This is a genomic window from Gaetbulibacter sp. NE (assembly GCF_025548475.1).
Classification (GTDB): Bacteria; Bacteroidota; Bacteroidia; order Flavobacteriales; family Flavobacteriaceae; genus Gaetbulibacter_B; species Gaetbulibacter_B jejuensis.
Map to the genome: position 1 here is coordinate 1 of NZ_JAOQHY010000001.1, position 14,576 is coordinate 14,576.

The following is a 14,576-nucleotide window of genomic DNA, read 5'->3' on the forward strand; positions in this document are numbered from 1 at the left end:
ACAAAATCTGTAGAAGGTTGTGCGCCTAAAATACCTAAATCTTGAACCGTTAAATCAAAATCCTCAAATCCATCATTGCTGTCATCATCGCAGACTTCTAGGTCTAAAACTGGATTAATTATAGGCTGACCTGAAACATTTAAAGTGAAAGTCAATATTTCATAACAATCTGATGTTAAATATTCAATTCTGATGTAAATAACTTGTCCATCAGTACCAGAATATGCTCCAGGGTTTGCAATTGCATTTGTATCATCATCGGCATCAAAAGCGGTTTCATGATAAGTGACAACCATATCTCCTGGTATTGGAGAGGAAGCTAGAACAACAGGAGTATTAGAACTTAAATCAAATATATATGGAGGAACTCCTGTATCACAAATGAATAAATCATTTGGTGGATCTGTAACTATTTCAGGTAGTACATTAATACAAACTTGCTCAGTATATTCACATCCAAAGTCATCAGTAACTCTGTAAGTATAACAATGTGTACCTTCAGTAGCAGGTTGAACTGTTATAACATTTCCTGCTGTATTAGTAATTGATGGATCTGCATCCCAAGCTTCAGAAGTAATTACTGGAGTAAATGATAATTCAGGAGGTTGAATATTTGGGTCAAAATTCATTCCCCAAGAAAACACATATCCATTATCTATAGCTAAATTATCTACAATTCTAATACACCAATCTCCATTAAGTGGGCTACCAACTAAACTTGCAAAAGATTCTACAGGTAAATATGTACCTGGTGCCCATGAGTTTCCTGGAGGGTTAGATCCTGCTGTAATAGTTGGAGCATTTTCTAATAAAACAGTTCCTGACATTGAAAAACAATAATCCGCTCCAACACCAGGCGTATTACTTCCATCATCATTAGCACCTCCAAAATAGGTGCCTCCTCCTGCTTGTGTAAATAAGTCAGCTTCTTGACCATTAGGTGAAATTATAGTTATATCTAAATCTCCAGAATATGAGTGCTCCATATTAACACAGACATTCAAAAGCTGATTTGGATCTGTTAATGTTTGAGCTGAATCAAAACAATCTACAGTGATACAAGTTTCATAAACAGCACCAGAGCCATCTGGTAAGAATGTTGTACCACTTACTGGAGGCGTACAGTCGTTTATAAAAGGTACTGCATTTACCACACCTTCGATAGTAGTAGATTCTCCAAAACAAATTGTACTTTCAGCAGCTTGAGTACCTGTAAAATCTGGCTCAGTAGCTACCTGAATAACTTGATTTATTAAATTAGTATTTGGACAACCATCAGGATCAACACTTGTATTTGCATCTCTAATATCAAGATTTACAATATACACTCCTGGTGTTGCATACGAAAACGTAGCTGTCTGTCCTGCAATAGTATTACCATCTCCTAAATCCCACTCGTATGTTGCTCCTGTACCATCAAACTCAAAGTTACCACTACCTGTAAGTGTAATTTCCTCATTAGGACAAACTCTTATATAACCATCTCCATTTGGAGCTGGCGTAGCTGAATCAATTTGAGAGGTAATAACCTGACAAGGTGTTAAACAAGAAATATCTGCAGCCCAACCTGTTGTTGTACCAGATCCATCTGAAGTAAACTCAATTGTAAGACACCCTGTAGGGTTAGATTCTGTAGCACTTACAAAACCTGGGTTATTAACTCCATCAAACGACCCAAAAGCAGGAGATGCTGTACTATCTCCATTATAAATAGTCATTATATCTGCACCTAACTGGGTGTTAAAAGCTGTAAAGTTTAATTGAACTAATTGACCTGGATTTTCAGGACAAATAGTGAACACCAATGTTTCATTACTTGAATAAGGCCCAGATGCACCTCCTGAATCATAAAACGTTCCAGAGCATTGGCTTACTGTACCATTCTGCATTGAAACATCTTGAGAGTATGCTGTAAAAGAAAATATAAACAGTATTAAAAATGTAATTTTTTTCATTGCAATTTTTTATTGGAATTGAGACTTAATTATGATAAAGTAATTAGTGTTATCTACTCGGTACATTTCACCAGACAGACCATTAACATTGAATAAGTACTTTAAAGGATTAAACTTTTGAGGATTAAAAACCGTATCTCTTCGTAAATCACTAACATAATAGTTTAACAATGGTACTTCTGAAAGTAATGGACATTGTTTTTGGTCGTTAGGATTAGAAATAAGTTTTATTTCAATTCTATTCCTTAATAAGTTTTTAATGTCCTTTAATCTTTGAGGTCTGTTTAACACATACTCATTAGACTTATCTCCATAAACTTCATTAATTTGTTTTAACTCTTTACTATTTAAAGGAGCATTTACATTATCATTATACTTAATGAGCGAAATTGAAGGTTTAATGTTTTGAGAATTTGCTGAGTAAAATGTCATAAAACACACACATACAGCAAGTAGAAACGGTAATTTAATTTTCATTGCTTTATCAATTTTTAAAAGACGTGAAATTTAAGAATTTTTTAATAAAGACTATGTTAATATGTTAATGAAATTAACTTTTACACAGCTTATTTATATAACAACTGAAATTAAAAAACACCTACCTTGTGTTCAATTTTTTTAATTGCTTATCTTTGCCTTCTGTTTAAATTGACCTTATTTTTAAAATTGTAATGAAAATAGAAAAAGACATAGAAGATTTTGATTCTATTGGTAATGACCACATTGGCACTTCTGCCGACACTCCAATGAGATCTGATGCTTTTAACCTTACTAATGATGAAAAAATAGACATTATTAAGGATGACGTTAGACACATAATGGAGACTTTAGGTCTAGACCTAACTGATGACAGCCTTAGCGGCACACCTATGCGTGTTGCTAAAATGTTTGTGAAGGAAATTTTTGGAGGTTTAAACCCTGATAAAAAACCTAGCGCGTCAACCTTTGACAATAAATATAAATATGGTGAAATGCTAGTAGAAAAAAACATAACTGTTTATTCTACTTGCGAACATCACTTATTACCAATTGTTGGTAGAGCTCATGTAGCCTACATATCTAACGGTACAGTTGTAGGTCTTTCAAAAATGAATCGTATTGTCGATTATTACGCAAAGCGACCTCAAGTACAAGAACGTCTTACCATACAAATCGTAAAAGAACTTCAAAGTGTTTTAAATACTGAAGATGTAGCTTGTGTTATTGATGCAAAACACTTGTGCGTTAACTCTAGAGGGATTAGAGACATAGAAAGCAGCACAGTCACTTCTGAATTTGGAGGAAAATTTAAAAATGAAGAAACTCGTAGAGAATTCTTAGATTATATTAAATTAGACACTCAATTTTAGTTTAAACATCACACAAAAAGCAAATGCATCTTTACGACCAGCAAAACATTAAAATTTACAACTCATTAAGCGGACAAAAAGAACCTTTTAAATCTATTACCGAAGGATATGTAGGTATGTATGTTTGTGGACCTACAGTTTACAGTAATGTACATTTAGGTAATGTAAGAACTTTTATGTCTTTTGATATGGTTTTTAGATACCTAAAGCATTTAGGGTATAAAGTACGTTATGTAAGAAATATTACTGATGCTGGTCATTTAGAAAACGATGCTGATGCTGGTGAAGACAAAATCACAAAAAAGGCGCGTTTAGAGCAAGTTGAACCTATGGAAGTTGTGCAACGCTACACTGTAGACTTTCACAACATTTTAAGTATTTTCAATTTTTTACCACCAAGTATTGAACCTACAGCTACAGGTCATATTATTGAACAAATTGAACTTATTAGTACCATAATAAAAAACGGTTTTGCTTACGAAGTAAACGGATCGGTATATTTTGATGTACACAAGTTTAATGAAACGAATGATTATGGCAAGTTAAGTAAACGTAAGTTGGACGATTTAATCCACAACACACGTGAACTTGATGGACAAAGTGATAAAAAAAATCCGCAAGATTTTGCCCTTTGGAAAAAAGCCGAACCACAACACATTATGCGTTGGCCTTCTCCTTGGAGCGATGGTTTTCCTGGTTGGCACTTAGAATGTACAGCAATGAGTACCAAATATCTTGGTGACCGTTTTGATATTCATGGTGGTGGTATGGACTTAAAATTTCCACATCACGAGTGCGAAATTGCTCAAAACGAAGCTGCTAAAGGACAATCGCCTGTTAACTACTGGATGCATGCTAATATGCTTCATCTTAATGGACAGCGTATGTCTAAATCTACAGGAAACACTGTAAACCCTGACGAGTTACTTTCTGGTGACAACAAATTTTTTAGTAAAGCATATTCACCAAGTGTTATACGTTTTTTTAATGCTCAATCGTCTTACAGAAGTGTATTAGACCTTACTGACGATGGCTTATTGGCTAGCGAAAAAGGGTTTCATAGATTAATGGATGCTATTAATTTACTAGATAACATATCGTCTGCTTCTACATCTACATTCAATGTTTCTGAATGGAAACAGAACTGTTATGATGCTATGAATGATGATTTTAATTCTCCAATATTAATAGCTCATTTATTTGACGCTGCTAAATACATCAACCAAATAAAAGACGGTAAAGCCTCTATTACTTCTGATGATTTAAAACTTCTAAAACAAACTATGTACGCATTTACATTTGATGTTTTAGGGTTACAAAACGAATCAAAGAAAGAATCTGGTACTGATAAATTATCTGCTGCTGTTGATATTTTAATTAAATTACGACAAGAAGCCAGAGCTAATAAAGACTTTGCTTTATCTGATAAAATACGTGACGAATTAGCTGAAGCTGGAATTCAGCTTAAAGATGGTAAAGAAGGAACTACTTTTACGACAAACTAGTCATGAAAAAAATTATAATAGCTCCTTTTTTATTTTTAATAAAGGTCTATCAAACATTAATTTCACCTTTTCTACCTTCAACATGTAGATACCAACCTACTTGTTCTTACTACACAAAGGACGCATTATTAAAACATGGCTTATTAAAAGGTGGAAAACTGGCAATAAAAAGGATTTTTAGTTGTCATCCTTGGGGAGGTTCTGGTTTTGACCCTGTTCCTGAAAAGGAAAACTAATTTTCAAAAATACTTAACACTTAGTCACACTCAAAGTAGTATATTTACCTTTGAAAAAATAAACACATGCATTTTTTACATATAGACTGGAACCCATCAAAAGGAATAGACTTAAGCTTTTTTACACTACATTATTACAGTATGATGTGGATAGTAGCTTTTATACTTGGTTTCTACATCATGAAACGCATTTATAAAAATGAAAACGAAAGCAACGAATCTTTAGACTCGCTCTTTATCTATTCTGTAGTAGGTATTATGCTTGGTGCTAGATTAGGTCATGTTATTTTTTACCAACCTGAACTTTTTAAAGAAGATTTTTGGAGTGTCTTTTTACCTTTTAGCTTTAAAGGAGGTATTCATTTTACAGGGTTTCAAGGACTAGCAAGTCATGGTGCTGCTATGGCTATGATTGTCTCAATGTATTTATACAATAAAAAAGTGCTTAAAAAATCGGTGCTTTGGATATTAGACAGAGTTGTAATTCCTGTAGCTTCTGGAGCTGTTTTTGTTCGATTTGGGAACTTTATTAATTCTGAAATCATAGGAAAACCAACCAACTCTGATTACGGAGTAGTTTTTACAAAATTAGGTGAAGATTTTCCAAGACATCCAGCACAACTTTATGAAGCAATCTGTTATGTGTTCGTGTTTTTTATACTATTCTATTTCTATTGGAAAACTAAGAAAAGTGAACAAGAAGGGTTTTTATTTGGCTTGTTTTTAGTGTTATTATGGACTGTTAGATTTTTTGTTGAGTTTGTTAAAGAGGCACAAGTTGAAGAACGTGCTACATGGGCTTTAAACACAGGTCAATGGTTAAGTATTCCTTTTATTTTAATAGGACTATACTTTATGTTTGTTTACAAGCCTAAATCAAAGCTTTCTTAATGAGAAAGAAAATTTACAACATAGTATATGTTGCTAGTTTAAGCATATTTTGTTTAGCAAACACATCTTGTAAAGAAGACAAAAAAGCGATTAAACCAGTAGTTATTTCCTTTAAAAAAGAAGGTGAACTAACACTTTACAAAGGCACTTCAGACTCTATAGTTAAAAGCTTAGATATAGAAATAGCTGATGATGATTACCAAACACAAACTGGTTTAATGTATAGAGATAGTATGAAAGATTCTCAAGGGATGCTATTTATTTTCCCTGATGAGAAATACCATAGTTTCTACATGAAGAATACCAAAATTCCTTTGGATATTATTTTTTTAAATGCTGATAAAACCATTATCAATATCCAAAAAAATGCTAAGCCTTATGACGAAACATCGTTACCGTCAAAAGCGCCTGCTAAATATGTTCTTGAAATAAACGCAGGTTTAAGTGATGAATGGAAACTTACTGCTGATGATAGCATTTCATTCACTACTTTATAAATTTCCAAACTATAAAATAAAAACTTAAACAACTATAAAATAAAAAGCCACTCTTTTAGAGTGGCTTTTTATTATTCAGAATAGTATATAATTCTTACTCTTTATCTTCAGCTGTTTCTCCTTTGTTTTTTAAAGTATCATACATAACTGGAGTTGCAATAAATACAGAAGAATATGTACCTACAACCACACCAACTATAAGTGCAAATAATAAACCTCTTAAAGAATCAGCTCCAAAAATAAACATTGCCAATAATACCACTAACGTTGTTAAAGAGGTATTCAATGTTCTACTTAAAGTGCTGTTAATTGCAGAGTTAATATTTTTTCCACCTTTAAAACCAGCTCTTTCTGCTATCACTTCTCTAATTCTATCAAACACAACTACTGTATCGTTTAGAGAGTAACCAATTACGGTTAAGATAGCTGCAATAAACGCTTGGTCAATTTCCATACTAAATGGCATAAATGAATAAGTAATAGAGAACACTCCTAATACAATAATAATATCATGGAAAACCGCAGCAACTGCTCCAGTTGAGAATTGCCATTTTTTAAATCGTAATAAGATGTATAAGAATACAACTACTAATGACCCAAGTACAGCCCAGAAAGACTCTTTTTTGATATCATCGGCAATTGTAGGACTTACTTTACCAGAGAATACTTTACCTACATTGTTTTTAGCTTTAGAGAAATCGTCATACGATGTTCCCTGTGGTAAGTATTTGCTTAGTGATTCGTATAATTTAGTTTGAACGATAGAATCTGCTTCAGCTGAATTTTCATTTACCATGAACTTTGTAGATATTTTCAATTGGTGAGAATTACCAATTGTTTTTACCTCAGCACTTTCAAAAACGCTTTCTACATCAGCTTTAACCTCTTCAGGATTCACATCTTGGTCAAAACGTACTTGGTAAGTTCTACCTCCAACAAAATCAATACCTTGATCTAATCCTTTAGTAGCTAAAGAGCCAATACTAACAACAATTAAAATTGCTGAAAACACATAAGCCACTTTTCTCTTACTAATAAAATCGATGTTCAAGTTTTTAAATAATCCTTTTGTTAACGCAGTAGAGAACTCTAGTTTACCACCTCTGTTTACATACCAATCAACTAATAATCTAGTGATGAATATTGCAGTAAACAAAGACGTAACAATACCAATTAATAATGTTGTAGCAAATCCTTTAATTGGACCAGTACCAAACACAAATAATATAATTGCAGTTAAACCTGTTGTAATGTTAGCATCTAAGATAGAAGACAATGCATTAGCAAAACCATCTTTTACAGCTTCTTTTTGTCCTTTACCTTTTGATATTTCTTCACGCACACGTTCAAAAATAAGTACGTTGGCATCTACCGACATACCAATTGTTAATACAATACCTGCTAAACCAGGAAGCGTTAACACAGCTCCTAACCCTGAAAGCACTCCAAATATTAAAAGAATGTTGAATAACAAGGCAATATCAGCAAAAATACCTGACTTACCATAGTATAGTATCATCCATAATAATACTAATGACAATGCAATTAAGAATGATTTAATACCACTATCAATAGCTTCTTGTCCTAAAGTTGCACCAACTTCTTCAGCTTGAACAATATCAGCCGAAGCAGGTAACTTACCAGCTCTTAATACGTTAGCTAAATCTACTGCCTCGTTTAATGTAAATGAACCAGAAATTTCAGAGTTACCTCCAGAAATTGGACCAGTTGTTACACCAGGAGCAGAATACACAATATCATCAAGAACAATTGCTATTTGGCTTTGTTGCTGATACGCTTTTCCTGTCATTTCTTCCCAAATCTTAGCTCCTTTGCTATCCATTTGCATACTTACAGATGGCTTACCTGTTTGGCTATAAGATTGACGTGCATCAGAAATAACAGCTCCACTTAAAGGTGGCTGATTTTCTCTGTTTCCTACAAGTGCATATAAATCTACATAGTCGCTATCTTTTGGTTGGATTCCCCAAACAAATTTCACATAACGTTGTTCAGCTGGCAATAATGCTCTTACCTGTGGATTGTTTAAGTATGAAGTAACAAGTTCTTTATCTTTTGCTTCAAAAGTTGCTACTACAGGTCCTCCTGAACCATAACCTCTTAATAAATCAAAAATTGGGTTTACTGTTACATCTGTAGAATCAGTAGTTGTTTCACCTACTAAATCATCAATTAAACTATCAGTTTTTTCAGCTACAGTAGAATCAACAGCTACCTCAGTATCTTTTTCAGTATTAACTATAGGCTTCAAAGTTTCATTAGCTTGCGCTAAGAATGGAAGAAATTGCTCTCCTCTATACGCATCCCAAAACTCTAACTGTGCAGTACTTTGTAAAAGTTTTTTAACACGCTCAACATCTTTAGCTCCTGGAAGTTCTACTAAAATACGTCCTGAGTTTCCTAAACGCTGAATATTTGGTTGAGTAACACCAAACTTATCAATACGCTTACGTAATACCTCAAATGCAGAAACGATAGACTCATCAACTTTAGTTTTGATAATGCCTTTAACGTCATCGTCAGACATATCGTTTGTAATGTCTGGGTACATTGTTCTGTTAGCAAAAATATCAGGAGAAGCTAATTTTTGGTCTCCTTTTATAGCATCAAAAGCTTTGTAGAAAGACTCTAGATATGGCTCTTGAGCGTCTTTTTGAATTTCCTCAGCATCACTTAATGCCTTGTTAAAAACTGGGTCTTTAGAGTCGTTTGCTAATCCTACTAAGATATCTTTTACAGATATTTCAAGGATAACGTTAATTCCTCCTTTAAGGTCAAGACCAAGGTTCATGGCCTTGTCTTTTACCTCGTTGTACGTGTAGTCGGCAATTCCTATATCGAAAACTTTAATGCTTTCTTGTTTTCCGTCTACATCAACTTTGTTTGTTTTAAGAGAGTCTAGGTATCTTACCTCTTCGGCTGCTCTTTCTTCTGGTGTATCAAATTTACTTATTGCTAATTCTTCAGCAGTACTGTCAATTTGATTAGCTTTGAATGTAAATGATAATTGGTATATACTTACCAAACCAAATAACACTGCAAATAGCTTTACTAATCCTTTGTTTTGCATTACTTTATTTTTTGGTCAAATTTTTTAAAACGAGCAAATATAGAATTTACTCAGAATTTGACAATTATTTTTTATGATTATAAGTGGTTTTAAATGCGCTTTTCGATAAAACACGAAAAACTATCTTTAATAGGAGTGATAAGCTTTTGGGTATAGAAAACTTATCTTTTAATAACTGATTAAGCTAAAGGTCCTGCTCTAACTTCAGGAATTTTGTAGGAATACTTGTCTATTGCGTTAGCAATATATCTTCTAAACACATAACCAGACGCTCTTAAATGCTCAGTGGCATCAATATTAAGGTAATATGAAGGCGCAAATACATTTGGGTTTATTAATCGGTCGTGGTCAGATTTTAATTCTACAGCAAGTTTACCGCTTAATCCAATGTCGTAGTTACTATGAATTTCGTAAACATCAACATTGTAGTCAATTGATGTATTACTTGATGGAAGTTTATTACTGTTCGATTTGTCATCAAAAGCAGTAACACCTAAATCTAGAACATTATCTTGAGATAATTGCTTTTTAATATTGGTAACGTCAGAAGTACTGTAATAGGTAATTTTTAGTTGACCGTTATCTTGCTCTACAACCTTAATATTTTCAGCTCCTGCATGTTGCAACTGCTGCTTTACATTAGCTATAGCATTTTGTGTATCTTCATGACTTACATGTTCTCCTGTAAATTGTAAAACAACTTCCTGATTAGGTACAGACGATTGCTGCTGGCTAGAAAAACCACCTAATACAGATAAAATGATTACCAGAGTACTAATGTACCATCTCAAATTCATGCGCCAAATATATGAAAAAAATAAAGACTGCATATAGCAGTCTTTAAGTCTATTTTAATTGTGAAAGCTAAGATTTATAATTCTAACAATCCGTTAGTTTTACTTACACCTTCAGCACTTTCTTGCATGTGTGCTTTTTCGGCATCACTAAGCTCAATGTTTACAATTTCTTCAATACCATTACGTCCTAAAATTACAGGAACACCAATACATAAATCGTTTAATCCGTACTCACCTTCTAATAAAGCTGAACATGGGAACATTTTCTTTTGATCGCAAGCGATAGCTTGTACCAATCCACTTACTGCAGCTCCTGGAGCATACCAAGCAGATGTACCTAATAATTTTGTAAGTGTTGCTCCACCAACTTTAGTATCTTCTTTTACTTGGTCTAATCTTTCTTCTGATAAGAACTCAGATACTTTAATACTGTTTCTTGTTGCATGTGCAGTTAAAGGCACCATACCTTTATCGCTATGACCTCCAATTACCATTCCGTCAACATCACTAATAGGAGCTCCTAAAGCTTCAGCTAATCTGTATTTAAAACGAGCAGAATCTAAAGCTCCACCCATTCCTATAATTCTGTTTTTAGGTAAACTAGTAGTTTTGTGTACTAAATACGTCATAGTATCCATAGGGTTACTTACAACAATCATTATAGTGTTAGGAGAATGCTCTATTAAACTAGATGAAACCGATTTTACAATACCAGCATTGATACCTATTAACTCTTCACGAGTCATTCCTGGTTTACGAGGAATACCTGAAGTAATTACACAAATATCACTATTAGCTGTTTTGCTATAATCGTTAGTTACACCTGTAATTTTTGTATCAAAACCGTTTAAAGATGCGGTTTGCATTAAATCCATAGCTTTACCTTCGGCAAAACCCTCTTTAATATCTAATAATACAACTTCAGATGCAAAGTTTTTAATTGCAATATATTCTGCACAACTTGCACCTACTGCTCCTGCTCCAACTACTGTTACTTTCATATATAAATAATTTTTAAAATTGTGTTGATTTTTAAGACTGCAAAATTACAAATTATTATACTGTAAATGAAAAAAGCACAAGAATAATCTTGTGCCTTTGTTAAATCTATTATTAACCAAGTTTAAAACGAAAAATTAAGACCTAAACTTGCGCTATCAAACTCTGCTACTGTATAATCGGCATTGATACCAAAAAAACCTAATTTTAAATTGGCTCCAACAGTTGCTCTAATTCCTGATATATCTTGTTCAACCGAAAATGGGTCAATTATTTCTTCTGAAAATAAAACACCATCGGTTACTCTATAAGTTCCTAATAAATCGGTTGTTGATGTTCCTGTAATATACCCTAAACCACCATAAAAGTTGATTACTTTTAATTTAGTACCAACTATTAATTCAAAAAGCATTGTGTTAACTTCAGTATCTATTTTTTGGTTTTCTCCTTCTACATATTCACCATCAGTAAAATCATAGCTTCCATCTAAATGCGTATAGGCTATTAAACCAGAAATAGCAACAGGAAATACTTTGTCTGCTGGTAACCATGATGTAAATTCTTGTTGTATACCAAAACCATAGAATCCTACTTTAACATCATCAGTATCTACCTTAGGAAAAAAGCGTCCTTTTAGCTGAGTACCTTTAAAAGGTGAAAAACTAGCTTGTAAAAATGCTGTTGGTATTAAGTTTATGTTTTCTGAACCAATACCTGTAGGTAAGGTTATTTCCACTTCTTGTGCTCCAAAAATAGGATCGTCATAGGTTGCAATAACTGTAATATCAGGATCATTATGCCCTAAAGCTGTAGCTACAGTTTTTGTTGGACTATTATCAGGAAATCTAATATTTTCATAATCTGCTACATTCATTTCAAAAGATTTTTTTTCATCTTTAATCAAAGAAGCATTTCCCACAATAGAAATTTCAAAGCCAAAACGTTTTGGTGCTTTTGCATTGTTAAACCAACCATTGTTGATTCCAAAAGCCACTCCTTCAGAAGCTGGAGCTATATAATCTGCCGTAAATCGTTGGGCATCCTCAACACCTGCTGTTAATAGGTCATTTACGTTTTCTTGTGCATTTGTAATTGTAACTGCAATTACAAACAGCATGAACAGAACACATTTTTTCATAATACTAAGTAGATTAAATTTTTGGTGAAAATAGTAAAATTTATGATTATAACGTATTTTATCGTTAAAAAATTGCACTTTATCGATGTTTTATTTTTTTCAGCACAAAAAAAAGCGAATACAAAATGTATTCGCTTTTAGTATAATAATAGCTACTATTAATTACGCATCAATATTAGCGTAAATAGCATTCTTTTCAATAAACTCCCTACGAGGTGGTACTTCGTCTCCCATTAACATTGAGAAGATACGATCTGCTTCTCCACCATTATCAATATTTACTTGACGTAGTGTTCTAAACTCTGGATTCATTGTTGTGTCCCAAAGCTGCTCAGCATTCATCTCTCCAAGACCCTTATAACGTTGTACACTTACACTACCTCCAAATTCTTCGGCAATTGCATCACGTTCTTTATCAGTCCAAGCATAGCTTTTCTTTTGACCTTTCTTAACCAAATATAAAGGTGGTGTTGCAATGTAAATATGACCGTTCTCAATAAGTTCTTTCATGTATCTAAAGAAGAACGTTAAAATAAGTGTTGCAATGTGGCTACCATCAATATCCGCATCACACATAATAACTACTTTGTGATAACGTAATTTCGATAGGTTTAACGCTTTACTATCTTCCTCAGTACCAATGGTAACTCCTAGTGCTGTGAAGATGTTTTTAATCTCCTCGTTTTCAAACACTTTGTGCGTCATTGCTTTTTCAACATTCAATATTTTACCACGTAGTGGAAGAATAGCTTGAAATGCTCTGTCACGACCTTGTTTTGCAGTTCCACCTGCCGAATCTCCCTCTACAAGGAATACTTCACATTTTTCTGGGTCTTGCTCTGAACAGTCACTCAGTTTTCCTGGTAAACCTCCAATGCTCATTACAGTTTTACGCTGTACCATTTCACGTGCCTTTTGCGCTGCATGACGTGCTTGAGCTGCAAGAATTACCTTTTGAACAATGGTTTTAGCGTCTTCAGGATGTTCTTCTAAATAATCAGTTAACATTTCAGAAACCGCTTGACTTACTGAAGCAGATACTTCTCTGTTTCCTAGTTTAGTCTTTGTTTGCCCTTCAAATTGAGGCTCTGCAACTTTTACAGAAACAATAGCTGTTAATCCTTCACGGAAATCATCTCCTGCAATATCAAACTTTAGCTTATCTAACATTCCTGATTCGTCAGCATACTTTTTTAAAGTATGTGTCAAACCACGACGGAAACCAGAAAGATGCGTTCCACCTTCGTGGGTATTAATATTGTTTACATACGAATGTAAGTTTTCTGCATACGACGTATTGTAAACCATAGCAACCTCAACAGGAACTCCGTTCTTTTCTCCTTCAAAAGAAATAACATCGTTCATTAAAGGCTCTCTGTTACCATCTAAAAACTTCACAAATTCTGAAAGTCCTTCTTCTGAATGGAATGTTTCCCCTTCAAAACTTCCGTCTTCTTTTTTGTGACGTTTGTCAACTAAATGTACTGTAATACCTTTATTAAGGTATGCCAACTCACGCATTCTACTAGCTAAAGTATCGTAATTGTACTCTAGTGTTTGTTGAAATATTTGTGGGTCTGGTTTAAAAGTTACAATGGTTCCTGTTTTATCAGAATCACCAATAGTTTTTACAGGGTATAATGTTTTACCTCTTTCGTATTCTTGTTCCCAAATTTTTCCTTCTCTATGAACTGTGGCTTTTAAGTGTTCAGATAATGCATTAACACAACTTACACCAACACCATGAAGTCCACCTGATACTTTATAAGAATCTTTATCAAACTTACCTCCAGCTCCAATTTTAGTCATTACAACTTCTAGTGCCGAAACACCTTCTTTTTTGTGTAATCCAACTGGAATACCACGACCGTCATCCTCAGTGGTAATTGAGTTATCCTCATTTATAGTTACTGTGATATTATCACAATGTCCTGCTAAAGCTTCATCAATGGAGTTGTCAACTACTTCATAAACCAAATGGTGTAAACCTCTTACACCTACGTCTCCAATGTACATCGATGGACGCATACGCACGTGCTCCATTCCCTCAAGGGCTTGGATACTGTCTGCACCATACTGTTTTTTGTTTTCTTCGCTCATTTTTATTTTAATATGATT

Annotated in this window: 12 protein-coding genes; 5 read left to right on the forward strand and 7 right to left on the reverse strand. The window is 33.7% G+C overall.

Going from position 1 to position 14,576, the window contains the following annotated elements; translation table 11 throughout:
• Both OD803_RS00005 and OD803_RS00010 read right to left on the reverse strand, forming a co-directional pair.
• Positions 1 to 1,955: PKD domain-containing protein (locus OD803_RS00005; protein WP_262731911.1), on the reverse strand; the 1,955-nt coding region annotated here is incomplete at its 3' end.
• Positions 1,956 to 1,964: 9 nt separating this feature from the next.
• Complete coding sequence (locus OD803_RS00010; RefSeq protein ID WP_262731912.1) at positions 1,965 to 2,432, reverse strand: hypothetical protein; 468 nt, start codon at positions 2,430 to 2,432, stop codon at positions 1,965 to 1,967.
• 194 nt (positions 2,433 to 2,626) lie between these two features.
• On the opposite strand from OD803_RS00010, the gene folE reads away from it, so the two are divergent.
• From folE to OD803_RS00035, 5 genes are all read left to right on the forward strand, one after another.
• Positions 2,627 to 3,304 carry a GTP cyclohydrolase I FolE gene (gene folE, locus OD803_RS00015; protein WP_129758972.1) on the forward strand — a complete coding sequence of 226 codons (678 nt, stop codon included), beginning with the start codon at positions 2,627 to 2,629 and terminating at the stop codon, positions 3,302 to 3,304.
• A 23-nt stretch (positions 3,305 to 3,327) separates the two neighbouring features.
• The gene (cysS, locus tag OD803_RS00020; protein ID WP_262731913.1) at positions 3,328 to 4,809 is read left to right on the forward strand and encodes a cysteine--tRNA ligase; all 1,482 of its coding nucleotides are present in this window, start codon (positions 3,328 to 3,330) and stop codon (positions 4,807 to 4,809) included.
• 2 nt (positions 4,810 to 4,811) lie between these two features.
• Positions 4,812 to 5,045, forward strand: coding sequence for a membrane protein insertion efficiency factor YidD (yidD, locus tag OD803_RS00025; protein WP_131505695.1), 234 nt, complete (start codon positions 4,812 to 4,814; stop codon positions 5,043 to 5,045).
• A 66-nt stretch (positions 5,046 to 5,111) separates the two neighbouring features.
• A complete protein-coding gene (lgt, locus tag OD803_RS00030; protein ID WP_129758975.1) occupies positions 5,112 to 5,936 on the forward strand; it encodes a prolipoprotein diacylglyceryl transferase in 825 nt (274 codons plus the stop codon).
• The gene (locus tag OD803_RS00035; protein WP_262731914.1) at positions 5,936 to 6,433 is read left to right on the forward strand and encodes a DUF192 domain-containing protein; all 498 of its coding nucleotides are present in this window, start codon (positions 5,936 to 5,938) and stop codon (positions 6,431 to 6,433) included. Before lgt ends, OD803_RS00035 begins: the two co-directional genes overlap by 1 nt.
• A gap of 94 nt (positions 6,434 to 6,527) precedes the next feature.
• Here OD803_RS00035 and secDF read toward each other — a convergent pair whose 3' ends face one another.
• From secDF to gyrB, 5 genes are all read right to left on the reverse strand, one after another.
• The gene (secDF, locus tag OD803_RS00040) at positions 6,528 to 9,524 is read right to left on the reverse strand and encodes a protein translocase subunit SecDF (RefSeq protein ID WP_262731915.1); all 2,997 of its coding nucleotides are present in this window, start codon (positions 9,522 to 9,524) and stop codon (positions 6,528 to 6,530) included.
• A 179-nt stretch (positions 9,525 to 9,703) separates the two neighbouring features.
• The gene (locus tag OD803_RS00045) at positions 9,704 to 10,354 is read right to left on the reverse strand and encodes a hypothetical protein (protein ID WP_262731916.1); all 651 of its coding nucleotides are present in this window, start codon (positions 10,352 to 10,354) and stop codon (positions 9,704 to 9,706) included.
• A gap of 41 nt (positions 10,355 to 10,395) precedes the next feature.
• Entirely contained in the window at positions 10,396 to 11,322 is a 927-nt protein-coding gene (gene mdh / locus OD803_RS00050) for a malate dehydrogenase (RefSeq protein WP_129758979.1), read from the reverse strand.
• A 122-nt stretch (positions 11,323 to 11,444) separates the two neighbouring features.
• On the reverse strand, positions 11,445 to 12,458 hold the full coding sequence (locus OD803_RS00055) for a DUF6588 family protein (RefSeq protein WP_262731917.1): 1,014 nt from the start codon (positions 12,456 to 12,458) through the stop codon (positions 11,445 to 11,447).
• A 162-nt stretch (positions 12,459 to 12,620) separates the two neighbouring features.
• Positions 12,621 to 14,558, reverse strand: a complete 1,938-nt coding sequence (gyrB, locus tag OD803_RS00060; protein ID WP_131505702.1) for a DNA topoisomerase (ATP-hydrolyzing) subunit B — start codon at positions 14,556 to 14,558, stop codon at positions 12,621 to 12,623.
• Between the last annotated feature and the right edge of the window lie 18 nt (positions 14,559 to 14,576).

Coding starts and splice junctions, on each gene's coding strand:
- OD803_RS00055 (WP_262731917.1), bottom strand. CDS start 12,458: ATGAAAAAATGTGTTCTGTTCATGCTGTTTGTAATTGCAGTTACAATT.
- OD803_RS00045 (WP_262731916.1), bottom strand. CDS start 10,354: ATGCAGTCTTTATTTTTTTCATATATTTGGCGCATGAATTTGAGATGG.
- gyrB (WP_131505702.1), bottom strand. CDS start 14,558: ATGAGCGAAGAAAACAAAAAACAGTATGGTGCAGACAGTATCCAAGCC.
- secDF (WP_262731915.1), bottom strand. CDS start 9,524: ATGCAAAACAAAGGATTAGTAAAGCTATTTGCAGTGTTATTTGGTTTG.
- mdh (WP_129758979.1), bottom strand. CDS start 11,322: ATGAAAGTAACAGTAGTTGGAGCAGGAGCAGTAGGTGCAAGTTGTGCA.
- OD803_RS00035 (WP_262731914.1), top strand. CDS start 5,936: ATGAGAAAGAAAATTTACAACATAGTATATGTTGCTAGTTTAAGCATA.
- lgt (WP_129758975.1), top strand. CDS start 5,112: ATGCATTTTTTACATATAGACTGGAACCCATCAAAAGGAATAGACTTA.
- cysS (WP_262731913.1), top strand. CDS start 3,328: ATGCATCTTTACGACCAGCAAAACATTAAAATTTACAACTCATTAAGC.
- yidD (WP_131505695.1), top strand. CDS start 4,812: ATGAAAAAAATTATAATAGCTCCTTTTTTATTTTTAATAAAGGTCTAT.
- folE (WP_129758972.1), top strand. CDS start 2,627: ATGAAAATAGAAAAAGACATAGAAGATTTTGATTCTATTGGTAATGAC.
- OD803_RS00010 (WP_262731912.1), bottom strand. CDS start 2,432: ATGAAAATTAAATTACCGTTTCTACTTGCTGTATGTGTGTGTTTTATG.